The sequence below is a fragment of the Corynebacterium sp. ACRPQ genome (assembly GCF_022347225.1).
Classification (GTDB): Bacteria; Actinomycetota; Actinomycetes; order Mycobacteriales; family Mycobacteriaceae; genus Corynebacterium; species Corynebacterium tuberculostearicum_D.
Map to the genome: position 1 here is coordinate 84,191 of NZ_JAKRNF010000006.1, position 14,685 is coordinate 98,875.

General features: G+C 59.4%; 16 protein-coding genes. 5 read left to right on the plus strand and 11 right to left on the minus strand.

The window, feature by feature from the left end:
• Position 1: 1 nt before the first annotated feature.
• A complete protein-coding gene (gene rplX / locus MHY24_RS05340) occupies positions 2-316 on the minus strand; it encodes a 50S ribosomal protein L24 (protein ID WP_023027809.1) in 315 nt (104 codons plus the stop codon).
• A gap of 4 nt (positions 317-320) precedes the next feature.
• Complete coding sequence (gene rplN / locus MHY24_RS05345; RefSeq protein ID WP_005322812.1) at positions 321-689, minus strand: 50S ribosomal protein L14; 369 nt, start codon at positions 687-689, stop codon at positions 321-323.
• A 557-nt stretch (positions 690-1,246) separates the two neighbouring features.
• Here rplN and MHY24_RS05350 point away from each other — a divergent pair.
• The gene (locus MHY24_RS05350) at positions 1,247-2,083 is read left to right on the plus strand and encodes a hypothetical protein (RefSeq protein ID WP_239228613.1); all 837 of its coding nucleotides are present in this window, start codon (positions 1,247-1,249) and stop codon (positions 2,081-2,083) included.
• Between the two features lie 286 nt (positions 2,084-2,369).
• On the opposite strand, the gene MHY24_RS05355 is transcribed toward MHY24_RS05350, so the two are convergent.
• The gene (locus MHY24_RS05355) at positions 2,370-4,391 is read right to left on the minus strand and encodes a sucrose-specific PTS transporter subunit IIBC (RefSeq protein WP_239228614.1); all 2,022 of its coding nucleotides are present in this window, start codon (positions 4,389-4,391) and stop codon (positions 2,370-2,372) included.
• 133 nt (positions 4,392-4,524) lie between these two features.
• Complete coding sequence (locus MHY24_RS05360) at positions 4,525-5,733, minus strand: glycoside hydrolase family 32 protein (RefSeq protein WP_239228615.1); 1,209 nt, start codon at positions 5,731-5,733, stop codon at positions 4,525-4,527.
• 20 nt (positions 5,734-5,753) lie between these two features.
• On the opposite strand from MHY24_RS05360, the gene MHY24_RS05365 reads away from it, so the two are divergent.
• On the plus strand, positions 5,754-6,638 hold the full coding sequence (locus tag MHY24_RS05365; protein WP_239228616.1) for a carbohydrate kinase: 885 nt from the start codon (positions 5,754-5,756) through the stop codon (positions 6,636-6,638).
• The gene (locus tag MHY24_RS05370; RefSeq protein WP_239228617.1) at positions 6,635-7,027 is read left to right on the plus strand and encodes a multidrug transporter; all 393 of its coding nucleotides are present in this window, start codon (positions 6,635-6,637) and stop codon (positions 7,025-7,027) included. Before MHY24_RS05365 ends, MHY24_RS05370 begins: the two co-directional genes overlap by 4 nt.
• A gap of 36 nt (positions 7,028-7,063) precedes the next feature.
• On the opposite strand, the gene MHY24_RS05375 is transcribed toward MHY24_RS05370, so the two are convergent.
• The 4 genes from MHY24_RS05375 to MHY24_RS05390 all read right to left on the minus strand — a co-directional run bounded on the left by MHY24_RS05375 (position 7,064) and on the right by MHY24_RS05390 (position 11,062).
• Positions 7,064-7,906: an ABC transporter ATP-binding protein gene (locus MHY24_RS05375; RefSeq protein ID WP_239228636.1), complete on the minus strand. Its 843-nt coding sequence runs from the start codon at positions 7,904-7,906 to the stop codon at positions 7,064-7,066.
• Positions 7,907-7,990: 84 nt separating this feature from the next.
• Positions 7,991-9,025, minus strand: a complete 1,035-nt coding sequence (locus MHY24_RS05380; RefSeq protein WP_239228618.1) for an iron chelate uptake ABC transporter family permease subunit — start codon at positions 9,023-9,025, stop codon at positions 7,991-7,993.
• A gap of 3 nt (positions 9,026-9,028) precedes the next feature.
• Positions 9,029-10,114, minus strand: coding sequence for an iron ABC transporter permease (locus tag MHY24_RS05385; RefSeq protein WP_239228619.1), 1,086 nt, complete (start codon positions 10,112-10,114; stop codon positions 9,029-9,031).
• Positions 10,115-11,062 (minus strand): ABC transporter substrate-binding protein, encoded by a 948-nt coding sequence (locus tag MHY24_RS05390; protein WP_239228620.1) that lies wholly within the window; start codon positions 11,060-11,062, stop codon positions 10,115-10,117.
• Positions 11,063-11,191: 129 nt separating this feature from the next.
• Between MHY24_RS05390 and MHY24_RS05395 the strand changes: the two genes are divergently transcribed.
• Both MHY24_RS05395 and MHY24_RS05400 read left to right on the plus strand, forming a co-directional pair.
• The gene (locus MHY24_RS05395; RefSeq protein WP_239228621.1) at positions 11,192-11,986 is read left to right on the plus strand and encodes a siderophore-interacting protein; all 795 of its coding nucleotides are present in this window, start codon (positions 11,192-11,194) and stop codon (positions 11,984-11,986) included.
• A 564-nt stretch (positions 11,987-12,550) separates the two neighbouring features.
• Positions 12,551-13,624 carry an IS30 family transposase gene (locus MHY24_RS05400; protein ID WP_239228637.1) on the plus strand — a complete coding sequence of 358 codons (1,074 nt, stop codon included), beginning with the start codon at positions 12,551-12,553 and terminating at the stop codon, positions 13,622-13,624.
• Positions 13,625-13,725: 101 nt separating this feature from the next.
• Here MHY24_RS05400 and rpsQ read toward each other — a convergent pair whose 3' ends face one another.
• Genes rpsQ through rplP form a run of 3 tightly spaced genes read right to left on the minus strand, consistent with a single transcriptional unit; the run spans position 13,726 to position 14,683 of the window.
• Positions 13,726-14,034, minus strand: a complete 309-nt coding sequence (gene rpsQ / locus MHY24_RS05405) for a 30S ribosomal protein S17 (RefSeq protein ID WP_005322841.1) — start codon at positions 14,032-14,034, stop codon at positions 13,726-13,728.
• Positions 14,035-14,036: 2 nt separating this feature from the next.
• A complete protein-coding gene (gene rpmC, locus MHY24_RS05410) occupies positions 14,037-14,267 on the minus strand; it encodes a 50S ribosomal protein L29 (protein WP_005322842.1) in 231 nt (76 codons plus the stop codon).
• Positions 14,267-14,683, minus strand: coding sequence for a 50S ribosomal protein L16 (gene rplP, locus MHY24_RS05415; protein ID WP_005322843.1), 417 nt, complete (start codon positions 14,681-14,683; stop codon positions 14,267-14,269). Before rplP ends, rpmC begins: the two co-directional genes overlap by 1 nt.
• Between the last annotated feature and the right edge of the window lie 2 nt (positions 14,684-14,685).

Consider the following 14,685-nt stretch of genomic DNA (forward strand, 5'->3'; position numbering starts at 1 on the left):
TTTAGATGTCCTTCCCGTTGCTACGCGCGATACGGACCTTCTTGCCGTTCTCGTCGAAACGGTAGCCCACGCGGGTCGGGTTGCCTTCGGAATCAACGATCGCAACGTTGGACACGTGGATCGGAGCTTCCTGGGTAACGATTCCGCCGGACTCGGCGCCACGCTCGGCAGCAGAGTTTGCGACGTGCTTCTTGATGCGGTTAACGCCCTCAACGAGGACCTTGTCTCGCTTTGGGTATGCCTCGATGACCTTGCCCTTCGCGCCCTTATCTGGGCCCGAAATGACGATCACCATATCTCCCTTATGGATCTTCATAAGACTAGATCACCTCCGGTGCGAGAGAAACGATCTTCATGAAACGCTTGTCACGAAGTTCGCGAGCAACCGGTCCGAAGATACGGGTACCACGGGGCTCGCTATCGCCCTTGAGAACAACTGCAGCGTTCTCGTCGAAGCGAATGTAGGAGCCGTCCGGACGACGGGTCTCCTTCTTAGCGCGGACGATAACGGCCTTTACTACGTCGCCTTCCTTGACGTTGCCGCCTGGAACGGCGTCCTTGACAGTCGCGACGATGACGTCGCCGATGCCAGCGGAGCGTCGGACAGAGCCGCCGAGAACGCGGATGCACAGCAGTTCACGTGCACCAGAGTTGTCGGCGACGCGCAGACGCGATTCTTGCTGAATCACTATGGTCTCCTGACCTGGATTGATGTGCGGTAAGATTTCCGTCCTTGCCGCACGCGGTCTACAAACTTGCGATGCTCAAGCCTTGACAACGGACTATGCCGAAGGGTCTCGGACCGGCGGTTCGGAAACGCACCGCTACGGGCCGACCAGCTTTTGCAACCTATACATTCAACCACACGCCAGCGCCCATACCAAAACACCGCTTAGCACTTACCGACGCCCCCTCTCTTCCCAAATTTTTTTCGCCAACACCCCCGCCTACCCCCTTGGCCCCTGATTTCGAATGCAATGACACGCATACATGGTGAAGTTGACCGTATTATCTGCACATTTGCCCAACACCCTAAAGGTTCTTAGTGCAATTTTAGCCGCACACCCGTTCCATTTTGCCAGGTTTCCTACACCTGTAACGCATGAAAATTACAGTTAACTAATGTTTTTGGCGTGACAACTGTGAATTCTGTGACTATCGTGATTGGCGTCGAGAACGACTCATATCTTTTGGCGCGTACCTCCACCGGATGCGCGTAACAACACATTCCCTTAAGGAGAACCACATGAAGCGTTTGCCACAGACTCTGACCGCTGCAGCACTGACCGGCGCTCTCGCCTTCGGCGGCGCAGCTGTTGCCCAGGCTCAGGAAACGGAATCCGAGCAGTTCCAGAACGAGGATAAGTTCTACGAGAACCTGGCACCTCGCACCGACAACTACACCACCGAAACTGAGGAAGCACCGGCTTCTGAAGACCCAGCTGGTTCCGAGGACGAAGAGGGCACCACCCCTGCAACTGAGGGCGAGGAAGAAACCGAAACCGCCGCCCCAGATACCACCGACATCCCAGCTCCGGCCACCAAGAAGGACGCTGAGGGCAATGAGTGGTACCAGAGCCTGAAGGATCCGGCTGTCTACGTTAACGACCCGGCTAAGGTAAACGAAGAGATCACCGACGAGATGCGCGACGCTTACGCCAAGGCATTCCCATCTGAGGATCCGAAGCCTGGCTTCGACAAGAAGAAGCTGGCTTGGTTGGCACTTCCGGCAGCGCTGGTTATCGGCGGCATCACCTGGTACCTGTCCCAGGACGGCAAGACCTACGTCAAGGACGAGGCACGCAAGGGCCAGGAGCCGACCGCTGAGGAGAAGGCTGCTTCCGAGCAGATGCTGAACGCCAACAAGGATGAGGTTGTGGCTCAGGGCGGCAAGCTGGCTGAGGGCGACGCTGCTCAGGCTGGCGCACCGGCTGCACCGGCTGCTGGCGAGGGCACCGACTCCGTTCGCGGCATGGCCGCTGAGACCGGCTCCAACTCCGTTGCACAGGCTCTGGCTGCTCTGGCCGTAGCTGCAATGGTTGCTGCTGGCGCCTTCGCTGCACGCCGCAAGTTCTTCGCTTAAGGAAGAACTCCCCTACTGAGTAGGGTCTGAAACTGAGACTGGCTGTGCCGGTCGGACTTCGGTCCGGCCGGCACAGCTTTTTGTATGCCTGACTAAAAATGCGGTCACTCAGAGTCAAGGGCCCATCCGAGTTAAGGCCGATCTGATCGGGCTGAATTGAGGTGGAAAAGGCCGATCTGAGGAGTGGTTTTCCTCAGATCGGCCTGATCACTATGGACCTAATGAGATTGGATGGACCTAATGCGATGGGCCCGGGAGCCCACCGTTGGCTTTTAAAGGATGCGCATTAAGACGCGGATTCGGAAGCCGGCGAGGCTGTCTGCGCAGGTACTGCGGCGGGCTTGGGGTCCACGGTAAAGATATCGGTGCCGGAGCCAATGAGCTCGCCGGGGCGGAAGGCCTCGGTAGGAATTACGGGGCCGGTCTTCTTAGAGTTGGAGACCACCACCGGGGTGGTTACCGGAAGGCCGGCGGCCTTGATGGCGTCGATATCGAATTCGGCAAGGACATCGCCTCGCTTGACTTCATCGCCCTTGGTGACGTGGGAGGTGAAGTGTTCGCCCTTGAGGTTTACCGTATCGAAACCAATGTGCATGAGGATATCGATATTTCCCACCGCTGGGTCCTTGGCGCGGATGGCGTAGGCGTGGTGGGAGGGGAAGGTGACGGTGATTTTGCCGTCGGCAGGCGCAACCAGCTTGCCCACGGTCGGCTCGATTGCTACACCTTGGCCCAGCTTGCCGCCAGCAAACATGGGGTCACTGACCTGAGACAGTGGTACGGCGGTGCCCTCCAGCGGGGAGAAGATGGTGCACGCATCGTCGGCAGCTACCGCAGCCGGGGTGCCTGCGGCGGCCTGCGCCTCGGCTGCGGGAGGGTTGACCTCATCCGGGTCGATGGAGCCATTCTTGCGAATGAGCACCCGTCCGTAGAGGTAAGCGCCCACAAAGGCGACTACGAAGGAGATAACGCCGCACAACAGGAAAGTCGGGACGAAGCGGGGGACGGAGACGAAGCCGATGAAGCCGGCGGCACCGAGGGCGTCGGCAAGCACGCCAAAGATGGCGATGAAGGCAGAAGAAATAGCAGATGCTGCCATACCGATATAGAACGGCCAGCGCAGGCGGAGGTTCACGCCGAAGATGGCGGGCTCGGTAATGCCAAAGAGAGCAGAAATACCGGACGCACCGGCCAGGCCCTTGAGCTTTTCGGAGCGGGCCAGGAAGTACACGGCGAGTGCGACGCCGCCCTGGGCGATATTGGCCATGGAGGCAATCGGGAAGACGAAGGAGCCGCCCTCGTTCCACAGCATCGTCTCAATCGGCGGGAAGGATTGGTGCAGGCCGGTAATCACAATCGGCGAGTAGACGAGGCCGAAGAGGAAGCCGGCGACGGGACCGGCAAAGTCATAGAGGTTGGCCAGGCCCATGCCCAGCCACTCGCCGGCCGTGCGCAGGATGGGTCCCAAACCCATGAAGGTCAGGAAGCCAGTAATCAGCAAGGTGAGCAGTGGGGTGAGCATGAAGTCCACCGTGCCCTTGAGATGCTTGTGCAGGAATTTCTCTAAGGTGGCGAGAATCCACGAAATCACCAGGATGGGCAGGATGGAGCCCTGGTAGCCGGCCTGGGCGACGTCGAAGCCGAAGATGTTCCAGTAGGACATCTCACCGTTTTCAATCGCCTCGGCCACGCTGTAGCCGCTGACCAAATCGGGCATGACCATCGCCATGGCCATACCGGCACCGAGGAACTCGTTGCCGCCGAAGCGCTTCGTCGCGGTAAAGCCGACGAGGATAGGCAGGAAGGCAAACGGCGCAGAGGCGAGCAGATTCACCAGGCCGGCAAAGCCTTCCCAGGCGGGGAACATCTGGATGACGGATTGGTCACCAAAGAGCCCCTCGGCCGTCAAGACGTTGTTGAGCGCCATGAGCAGACCGCCGCCAAGCAGAATTGGAATGAGCGGAACGAAGATATCCGCAAGCACCTTGACCGCACGGCTGAACCAATTGCCGGATTCAGCGGCGATGTCTTTCAAGCGGTCGGTGGATACTGCCACGTCCTTAGAAATGAGGTTGGTCATTTCCTGGAAGACGATATTGACGTCGCCGGGACCGACGATGACCTGGAACATGCCGCCGGCCTCAAAGGTGCCCTTGAGGTCGGGGTCATTATCCAGCGCGGCAGTGTCTACCTTGTCAGAATCTTGCAGCACCATGCGCAGGCGCGTGGCGCAGTGCGCGAGTGCGATGATGTTGTCTTCGCCGCCCAGTGCTTTTAGCGTGCGGGCGGCTACTTCCTTGTGGTCCATAGAAGAGCCCTTCAGTGTAATGGCTCACATCCGAATACCGGACGTGACTGCTTATTTCCATTACAGCCGGAATTCGGGCCTAAGTCCACACATTCGGGCGGAGTGTTGGCAACTTCACCGGCTTCGGGTACACCTACCCGCGCGGCTCCCACCCCTGCCAGGGGGACTCGCCAAACACAGCGAAGGACGCGGCGATGCGACCGCCACCGGCGTATACCTCGACGGCGCAGCCATCAGCAATCAAGCGCATCTCGCCATCCGGGCAGTCGATGGAATCGCCGCCGTTAAAGGCGATGGTGCCGTCGTGCTGGGTGACGCGGAAGGCTTCGTCCCCGGCGGCGTCGATAAGAGCAAAGGAGCCTTCGCCCTTGATATCGATGGTGGAGCCAAAGCCTTCGCGCCCTTGGGTCTCCGGCAAGGCGGACCACAGCGGCTCTTGGTGCAGGTAGTTGTCCTCCAGCCAGATGCGGCGGGGCAGCGTCAAGGTATGGACCCAGCCTTCCGTTGGGGTGTCATCCTGGGCGGGCATGCCCATCCATCCCAGGAGGATGCCGTCCTCGGTGGCCTGGGGCGCATAGAACTGGGTGCCATGATCCAGGAGGGTAAAGCCGCGCTCAATATGGAAATCCAGGCCATCGAGCGTGCCCACGATATAGCCGCAGCGGTCTGTTTCTGCCTGGGGGCAGAAGATGAGGACCTGCTTATCGCCCAAGGTAAGCAGGTTGGGGCACTCCCACATATAACCGCCGGGCAGCTGCGAGGGATCGTCGAAAGAAATCTCGCCCTGGAATTCCCATCGGGCCAGGTCCTGCGAGCGGTACAGCACAATGGTGCCGCGCTCGTCTTCGGTCTGGGCACCGATGACCATCCGCCAGCCATCGCCATCGCGGGTGATCTGTGGATCCCGGAAGTGCCCCGTATAGCCCTCCGGGGAGTCCGGAATGAGGGGATTATTCTCGTCGCGGAGGTAGATGCCACCCTCCGGGCCCGAAGGGTCTATGGCGCGCACGCGATTCTGGGACGGGATGCGGCGGCCATCCTCTTTCAGGTTGCCTGTGTAGAACAGCCAGACGTCGGTGCCATCGACCACCGCACCGCCCGAGTAGCAACCATCCTTGTCATAGGGCAGGTCCGGATACAAGGCATCGGGGTGGTGCTGCCACGGCGTGGGGGCCGATACGCTCGCCGTCGCATGCCCCCAGCCCGTGCGCTTGGGCTTGCGGGGAAAGGCCGGGTCGTGCTGGTAGTACACGTGCAGGGTATCGCCATCCACAAAGACGCCATTGGGATCATTGAGGCGGCCTTGCGGCGGGGCGAGGTGAAAATTGGGACGGTAGTTCATATCACCGATACTATGGAAACATGACTATTCATGTGTGCGGTGAAGGCCTCGTGGACCTCGTTCCGGTGGCCCCTGGCAGCTTGAACGACCACACGCCGGCGCTGGGCGGCGGGCCGTTTAACGTGGCCATCGCGGCCGCCAGACTGGGAGCAGACGTAGAGTTCCAGTCGCGCCTTTCTACCGATGGTTTCGGGCAGGAACTCGTTGGTCGCCTTGAGGCAGAGGGGGTAACCACCACTCACCTCCAGCGCGGTGACGAGCCCACAACCTTGGCTGTTACCACTATCCATGAGGACGGCTCGGCCTCCTATAACTTCTATATCGAAGGCACGGCCGACCGCCTGGTCGAGCCACAGCTGGTGCCGGCCGATATCGCATGCTTCGGCACGGTCTCCCTCGCCCTTGAGCCGGGAGCCTCCCGCTATGCGCAGCTGCTCAAGGACTTTGCCGCGCAGGGAACCCTGGTCGCCCTCGACCCGAACATCCGCCCCTTATATGCCACTGCGGAGCACCGCGAATTCTTGGCTGAGCTTCTCCCCTACGTGACTTTGTTGAAGCTTTCTGATGAAGAGGTGGAGTTCTTGGGCGACGACCTCATTTCGCAGGTTCCCATCGTAGTGGTCACCCGGGGCGGCGAGGGCCTGAGCGTTCGCGCGGGCGATACGTCCCTTACGGTGCCGGCCGCGCGGGTCACGGTCACCGATACCATCGGCGCCGGCGACACCATTATGGCGGCCCTGCTGACCCAGATTGATGAACGCGGGCTCGGCGCCGCCGCTCTTGCTGCGCTGGATCCGGCGCAGTGGAAAGACATTTTGTCCTTCGCCGTGGCCGCCGCTGGCATCACCGTCTCCCGCAAGGGTGCCAATCCCCCGCGCCGCGAGGAAGTAGAGTCTTCGCTATGACCTATACCAAGCGCACGCTGTGGCTGCACGCCGCGCTCTTTCTCCTCGCATTTCTCGCCTTCATCCTGCCTGTAGTTTTTGGCACCGCCGCACTGCTACCTGTATGGCTCACTGGCGGCTTGAGCTTGGGCATTGCTGCCTGCGCGCTTGTCGACGCCGCCTATAAATTCTTCGCCCCTACCTCCCCTCGTAGCCTCCGCCTGCTCTCTGGCCTTGCCGGCCTCGTTCTGCTCATCGGCTGGGGCATCTGGGTCTACATCTACGGCAATATGGCCGCCGTTGGCACGGGTTCCTACCGCATTGGCACCTTTTTACTCGGCGCGGGAAGCGTGCTCAATCTTTTTGTAGTGGCAATTTCTTTTCTAGATGTACAACGAAAGGTCAAGTAAAGCGTCTAGCACACAGCCACTATTGGCAGCTCTCCACTAATGCGCCGCTACGACGCGGCGGGGAACGATGATGGGGGCATCGCCAAGCGGATCCTCCCAGGCCTCAGCCTCGATACCGTAGGCCTGCGCCAATACCTTCGGCGACAGCGCTTGTTTCGGTGCCCCACGAGCGATGATATCGCCGGATTTCATCACCACCATGGAATCAGAATAGTGGCCCGCCAGCATGAGATCGTGTAGGACTACAACCACTGTCTTTCCCGCCTGCGCCTGTGCGCGGGCCAACTCCAGCATGCGCATGGCATGGGCAGGGTCGAGGAAGGTCGTGGGTTCATCGAGAAGCAGCACGGGCGTATCTTGTGCCAGGGCCAACGCCAGCCAAACGCGCTGGCGCTGCCCGCCCGATAGCGAAGCGATATCACGATCGAGGAAGTCCACAATGTCGGTAGCCTCGCAAGCCTGCGCAATAATCTCCCGGTCCGTCGCGGAAAGGCCGCGCATCCTCCCCTGATAGGGATGACGCCCGCGCGAGACCAACTCACCCACCCGCAGCCCATCGGGAGCCACGGGGTGCTGTGGCAACAGCGCCACCTGCTGCGCGGCATCTTTCACGGACATGGCGTGTAGGTCAACTTCCCCGACCATGACGCTGCCCTGCCGCGGGGCCAGGATTTTCGAGAGAGTTTTCAGCAGAGTGGACTTGCCGCAGCCATTCGGCCCAATGAGCGTGGTGACTTCGCCGGCGCGGGCGTACAGATCAACGCCGGCAAGGATATCCTCGCCATCCTTATATCCCGCATGAATGCCGGTGGCGTGGAGGCTGCACCGAGGCTTTGGGCTCGTGATCTGTTTAGGCTGATTAGGCCGATTATCCTTCATTTCTTTTCCTTCATCCACGTCTGACTGTCTAGCACCATCTGGCGCCGTGCTTATCCGTTCCCCTGCTGTGCCGCGGCACAACGTTTAGCTGCGCCCGGCCGCATTCCACACCACTATCACCAAGGCGCAGCCACCAATGACCGAGGAAACCGCACCCACCGGTGCATTTACCGGGACAGCACCAGCGATCACAGCACACACGGTCAGCAATGCGGCACCCGCGGCTGCCGATGCCAGCGGCGATGGCGTGGGGGTGCGCGCCACCATCCGCGCCAGGTGCGGCGCCAACAGCGCGATAAACCCAATGGGCCCCACCACCGAGACCACCACGGCGCTGATACCGGTTGCCGCAATAAGCAGGAGGGCTCGCTGGCGGACGATGTTCACGCCCAGGGTGGTTGCGGAGGAATCATCATGGGCAAGCAGCGGCAGCTCCCGCGCGCACCAGATGCCTATGGCGAGAAACGGCGCTAATGCCACCAGGAGGGGGAGGATGACCTCCATGTGCACAAATCCAGTCGATCCCGCGAGCCAAGTCTGCGCCTCCGCAGCGCGCAGGATCTGGGCGCTGCGCATTAAATACGCGACGAGGGCGTTAAACATCAGCGATAACGCAATACCGATGATGACGATGCGGTTGCTCGTACCGATGCCACCCAGAACAGCGAGGAGGATGACAACGAGGAGGGCGCCGATCATCGCCAAGCATGCCCGCCACCAAAACTCCGGGATACCCTCGGCGAAACTGGGGCGCGAATGCACGGTGCCCAAGACCACCAGCACCGACGCCCCGCCGGTAACGCCTAAAATATCCGGGGAGGCCAGCGGGTTACGAGCCATGGTTTGCGTCCAAGAACCGGCCAGGCCGAGGGCTGCCCCCACGATAACGGTGGCGATGGCAACCGGCAGGCGCAAGTCCCACACCACCCTGATGTGGTTCTTGCTGCCGCCTCCGGTGAGGACATCGATAACCTGCCGCGGACTCAATGCCATGGGACCTTGCCCCAGTAACACTAGGTACGCACTGAGGGCGATGAGGATGAAAGCCAGCGTGGAAGCGAGCACGCGCACGTGCCGGCGGCGTTGTTGAGCTTTTAAAATATTGCTGATTGCGGTCATGCTTTATTGCCCCCAAGCTCTGCCCACGCCGCGGTGAGCACCCCAAATGAGGAAAGGTGCGCCCACTATCGCGAGGACGATCGACATCTCCAGCTCCGAGTTACCCGCAATGAGGCGGCCGGTGATATCAGCGGCAAGCACGGCACAACCGCCCAAGAGCGCGGAGGGCAAAAGCAAGGTGGCAACGCTAGGGCCCACCACCCGCCGCACGATGTGGGGAATGGCAAAACCGACGAAGGCAATAGGACCCGTTGCTGCCGTTGCGCTGCCAGCCAACACCACGACGCTGAGCGCCGCGCCCACCCGCGCGGTAGTGGGGGACCCACCCAAGGTGAGGGAGGACTCCTCCCCCATTGCCAGAAGGTCGAGGGGTCTAGCCACCATCGCCGCGCACGCTACGCCAACAACTAGCCCTATGCCCGCGATCGCGACATCTTCTGGGCCGCGGCCAAAGGTCGAGCCGATAGTCCACCGCCGCATGCTATCGAGGACGTCCGTGGAATATAGACCGATGATCGTCGCGCCCGATCCCAAAGCTGCGGAGACGCCGGCGCCCACCAGAATGAGCGTCAGGGGATCCTCAAACCGCCGCGATACGGCTAAGACCAAAAGCGTAGTAATACCCGCGCCAACGAGCGCGAGGGCGGTCCGCATACTGGTGGAGGTAGCAATACCAATGGCCGTGCCTAAGGCAACGAAGAAGGACGCGCCCGCGGTAACACCAATAAATCCTGGATCCGCTAGCGGGTTTCTGGTCCACGATTGCGCCAGCACACCTGCCACAGCAAGGGCCGCGCCGGCGAAATAAGCCAAGAAGGTGCGCGGCATGCGCAGGTTCCACACGATATCGCGGATATCCTGCTCCCCTGCCCCGTGCAGGGCAGCGATAACCTCCCCGGGCGGAATCGAGCGGGATCCCACCGCCAAAGACGCCACCGCCAACACCAGGCTGGCGAGAATGAAGGCGACAAGGAGCACTTTATGACTCTGTGCCCGCGCCACTACCGTTGCGGGGGTGCCGGTGGTCGTAGGACTATCTGCTGCGGAATCCGCCTGGATTTGTTGGCCGTCCATCGTGGTTGCTGACAATTACAGCTTCTCTTCAAATTTATCTACTGCCCAGGGGATGGTCACCGGATTGGGCATACTCATGGCATTGCCGGTATCGGTATCCAAGTAGCGCACGCGACCCTCCTTGACAATGTCGAGGCCTTGGAAGGTCTTATCCTTCTTCAAGGCATCTGAGGAGCCGTTGTAGTCCAGGACAAAGAGGTAATCAACCTGGTTAAGCTTCGCGTAGTTTTCTGGGGCAATGTCGACGAAGAAGCTGCCGCCGTCGCCCTGCAATGCATCGGGGATCTCCATGCCAAGGTCCTCGATAAATTGTCCACGCCCATCCTCCTCGGTGTATAGGCCAATTTTGCCGTCATAAGGCATGACGATGGCCGCAGATTTATCCTGCAATTCCGCGTGCTTGTGGCGGAATTCCTCGAAGGCCTTTTCGGTGTCATCGATAAGCTTATCGCCTTCGTTTTCTTTGCCCACCGCATCCGCGATGGTCTCTACCTGCTTTTCCCAGGGTACCTGCCAGTCTTCATAGCCGTTCGGCTTGACGGTGGTAGGCGCGATTTCTTCCAGGGGTCCCTTCGTGCGTGCATCCACTGCCTGGTTCACCGCAATGATCTGGGTGGGGTCGGCCGCGGTGACCTGCTCAAAGGTATCCGCGGTAAATCCGGTTGCGGTATTATAAATCACCTCAGGCTTTGCCTCACCCAAAACTTCCTCTGCCCAGGGGCCGACGCCAGAAGGGTCGCCATCGCCCTCAGCACCCCACGGCGCCACCGTTACGGGAGTGATCCCCAGGGCAAGCAGCGTGTCGGCATCACCTAGACCCAGGCTAGCCACGCGCTGCTCGCTGGCAGCGTCGGTCGCCTGAGCTGTTTCATCACCATCACCACGCGAGCAACCGCCTAAAGCTACGGCTCCGGCGGAAAGCATTGCGACTGCGCCCATGGTGCGACGGCCGAAAATCTTCATGAGGTTAAGCCTTTCAATAAAGGAGGAAAATAACCTTGCTTACCCTATAACGCATAGCCTCGATTAGGCAAGGCTAAACTAAACTAGTAATTTTTTAGACACATGAACCCTTCCTTACGATCGGCCCCAATGTCTGCGCACGAACTCATCCCCGTTACTTTGACCGCCAATAAACGGATCAGTCCGCGCTTGCACCGGCTCACGTTCTACGCCGAGGCTTTCCGGACATACACCCTCTCCGGTCCCGATGAATTCTTTGGACTCGTCATGCCCCGAGATGAACAGGAATTTACACCCTTCCCCGTCGACGGCATAAACCTCCGCTCGGCTGTGAGCGCGATCGACGAGGAGAGGCGGCCTGACCTGCGTTGGTACACCATCCGCGCGCTCCACTCGGAGGAGGCCACAGTCGATGTCGACGTGGTGACACACGGTGATTCAGGACCTGGCTCGCGGTGGATTCGCCGCGCACAAGCCGGAGATACAGCGGGATTCTTCACCTGCAACGCCCTGTGGCGGCCAACCGAGAAGCCACAACTTCTAGTCGCCGACGCATCCTCCTTGCCCGCGCTGCGGCACATTTTGGCCTACCAAGAAGACCATAACCCGGAAATGCTTCGGGCCACCGACGTTATAGCCGTGGTTACCAGCAACGACGAGGTAGAACCAGGCCTCGCAGCTAGATGGGAGGCGAGCGTACGCAGCCTGCGAATTATTCATACCCAAGCGCACGAGGAGGCGGAGGCTGTCGTTGCCGCCCTGAGAGCGGAATATGCCGGTGCGCTGGGGCCAGGGTACGTATGGGCTTCCGGCGAGGGGAAGCTAGCAAAAAGCGTGCGAGGCCTCGCGGTGAATGAATGGGGCCTAGATACCACCGACGTCACGTGGGTACCCTACTGGTTTTATGGAAGGGCCCGGCCGTAAAGAAGCCTGATTTCTAGTGGTCGTGGAAACACCTGACATGGGTTAGGTGATTGTGTGAAGTCGAAATGGGTTCCGGATCCTGCTGTTGTGGCGCGGTTTGCGTCGTTGGTTCGGGCTGGTAGTTCAATACGGACGGCTGCTGGGGTGGTTGGTTTAGCACGGTCGGTGGCGTATCGGCTTGCTGGTGAGTTGGACTTGCCGCGCAAGCGCCGCAGGACTACTAGCTCGGCTGATAGTCAGGAAATAGCTCGCCTGTGGCTGGAAGGTGTGGCACCGATGGATATTGCGCGCCAGCTTTCTATAGGCTCTTCTCCGGTGTACCGCATCGGTATTGAGCTTGGTTTGTGGAAGCGCAATCCACATGGCCGCAAAGCTGCGGCCACAACTGGCCGGTGTAGTTATCTGCAATTGCGCGCGAATGCTTTAGGCCGCAAAGATGCCGCTTTAGCCTGTGGCATTCATCCGCGTAATGCTGCTGATATAGAAAAAGGTGTCATTAAGCTTTCCACTGGACGTGTGCCTTTTGTCCCGGCTGGCCCAGATGTGGCGCTGTATAACAGGCTTATGCAGGTAATTGAGTACGTTGATGGTCGCCAAGCAGTCCCAGTCCAGGTTATTCCGCAACAGCGTATCGATAGGCGTATTTCTTCGCGCTACTTATCGGTAGAAGAGCGCGAGCTCATCTTTGATCTTGACCGGCAAGGCAAAGGCGTACGTGAGATTGCTCGGCGTCTTGCCCGCTCTGCTGGCACTATCAGCAAGGAGCTTAAACGCAACCGGGATGAATTTGGGGTGTATCTTCCCACGTATGCGCACCGTAAATCGGTGTTGCGTAGGTTTAGACCGAAAAAGCGCAAGATTGATGCCAATCCACGTTTGCGCACGGTGGTTTGGGAAATGGTGAAAGATAGGTACTCGCCGGAGCAGATTTCTGGGAGGTTGCGCAGTTGCTACCCCGGTGATGAGACTATGTACGTGTGTCCTGAAACGATTTATCAGTCTTTGTATTTCCAGGCTAAAGGCGAGTTGAAAAAGGAAGTCGCTGCTGCACTGCGTCGCGGTCACGCCCAACGTCGACCTCGTGGCACGCGCAGTGCCCGCAAGCGGTTTGTTGACCCTATGGTGATGATTTCCGACCGGCCAGCAGAAGTAGACGACCGAGCAGTACCAGGTCATTGGGAAGGCGACCTCATTCTAGGCGCGGGTAATAAGTCCGCAATTGGAACGCTAGTAGAGCGAACCACGCGCTATGTCATCTTGCTGCATTTACCGAATGGGCATAGTGCTACCGAAGTAAATGAAGCACTTACAAAAGCGATTGCTACCTTGCCAGATCATCTCAAAGGATCACTTACCTGGGATCAGGGAAGTGAAATGGCCTTCCATAAGGCCTTTTCTGTAGCTACAAATTGTCCCGTGTTCTTCTGCGATCCTGGTTCGCCGTGGCAGCGAGGCACCAATGAAAACACCAATGGACTACTAAGGCAGTACTTCCCTAAAGGAACAGACCTAAGCGTTCACAGTGCAGCGGACCTAGAATTCGTCGCCATGCAACTCAACCGCCGACCCCGCAAAACCCTGGGCTTCCAAACACCAGCCGAGAAAATGGCCGCACTGATAAACTCAACCGAAACATAAAAGTGTTTCCACGACCACTAGAATCCGCCAAGTCCTAAAACGGCGAAAGCCCCCGCTCCGAACTCTAGGTTCGGTAGCGGGGGCTTTGTGTTGGCTAGGTTTTACTTAGCCTTCTCGATGATCTCAACGAGACGGAAGTGCTTGTCCTTGGACAGCGGGCGGGTCTCAGCGATGCGTACGAGATCGCCGATGCCTGCGGTTTCTTCCTCGTCGTGCGCCTTAACCTTCTTGTTAGAGCGCATGATCTTGCCGTACAGGGCGTGCTGCTTGCGGTCTTCCAGCTCGACAACGATGGTCTTGGTCATCTTGTCGGATACTACGTAGCCGGTGCGAACCTTAGGAGCGCCCTTGACCTTCTCCTTCTTCGGAGTAGGTGCCTTCTTGGAATCAGTCACGTTAGCCTCACTCATGATTAAGCCTCAGCTCCCGGAGCAACGGACAGGCCCAGCTCGCGCTCGCGCAGAACGGTGTAGATGCGGGCAATGTCGCGCTTAACCGTGCCGATGCGGCGGTTGTTGGTCAGCTGGCCAGTGGCCTTCTGGAAGCGGAGGTTGAACAGCTCTTCCTTCGCATCCTTCAGGCGGGACTGCAGCTCAGCGTTGTCGAGCTCACGGAACTCGTGGGCGGGGGTACCGGTTGCCATTAGAACTGGTCCTCCTTCTTGATGATGCGGACCTTGCAAGGAAGCTTCTGGCCTGCACGGCGCAGAGCCTCAATAGCAACGGCCTCGGTTGGGTAGCTCATCTCGAAAAGTACGCGGCCTGGCTTAACGTTAGCCACCCACTTCTCGACCGGGCCCTTACCGGAACCCATACGAACGCCAAGCGGCTTCTGGGTCAACGGACGGTCCGGGAAGATGTTGATCCACACCTTGCCACCACGCTTGACGTGGCGGTTGATGGCAATACGTGCGGCCTCAATCTGACGGTTGGTGATGTACGCCGGCTCGAGAGCCTGGATTGCGTAATCGCCGAAGTTGATGCGGTTACCGCCCTTGGACACGCCGCGACGGTTCGGGCGGTGCTGACGGCGGTACTTAACACGCTTAGGAATCAGCATGG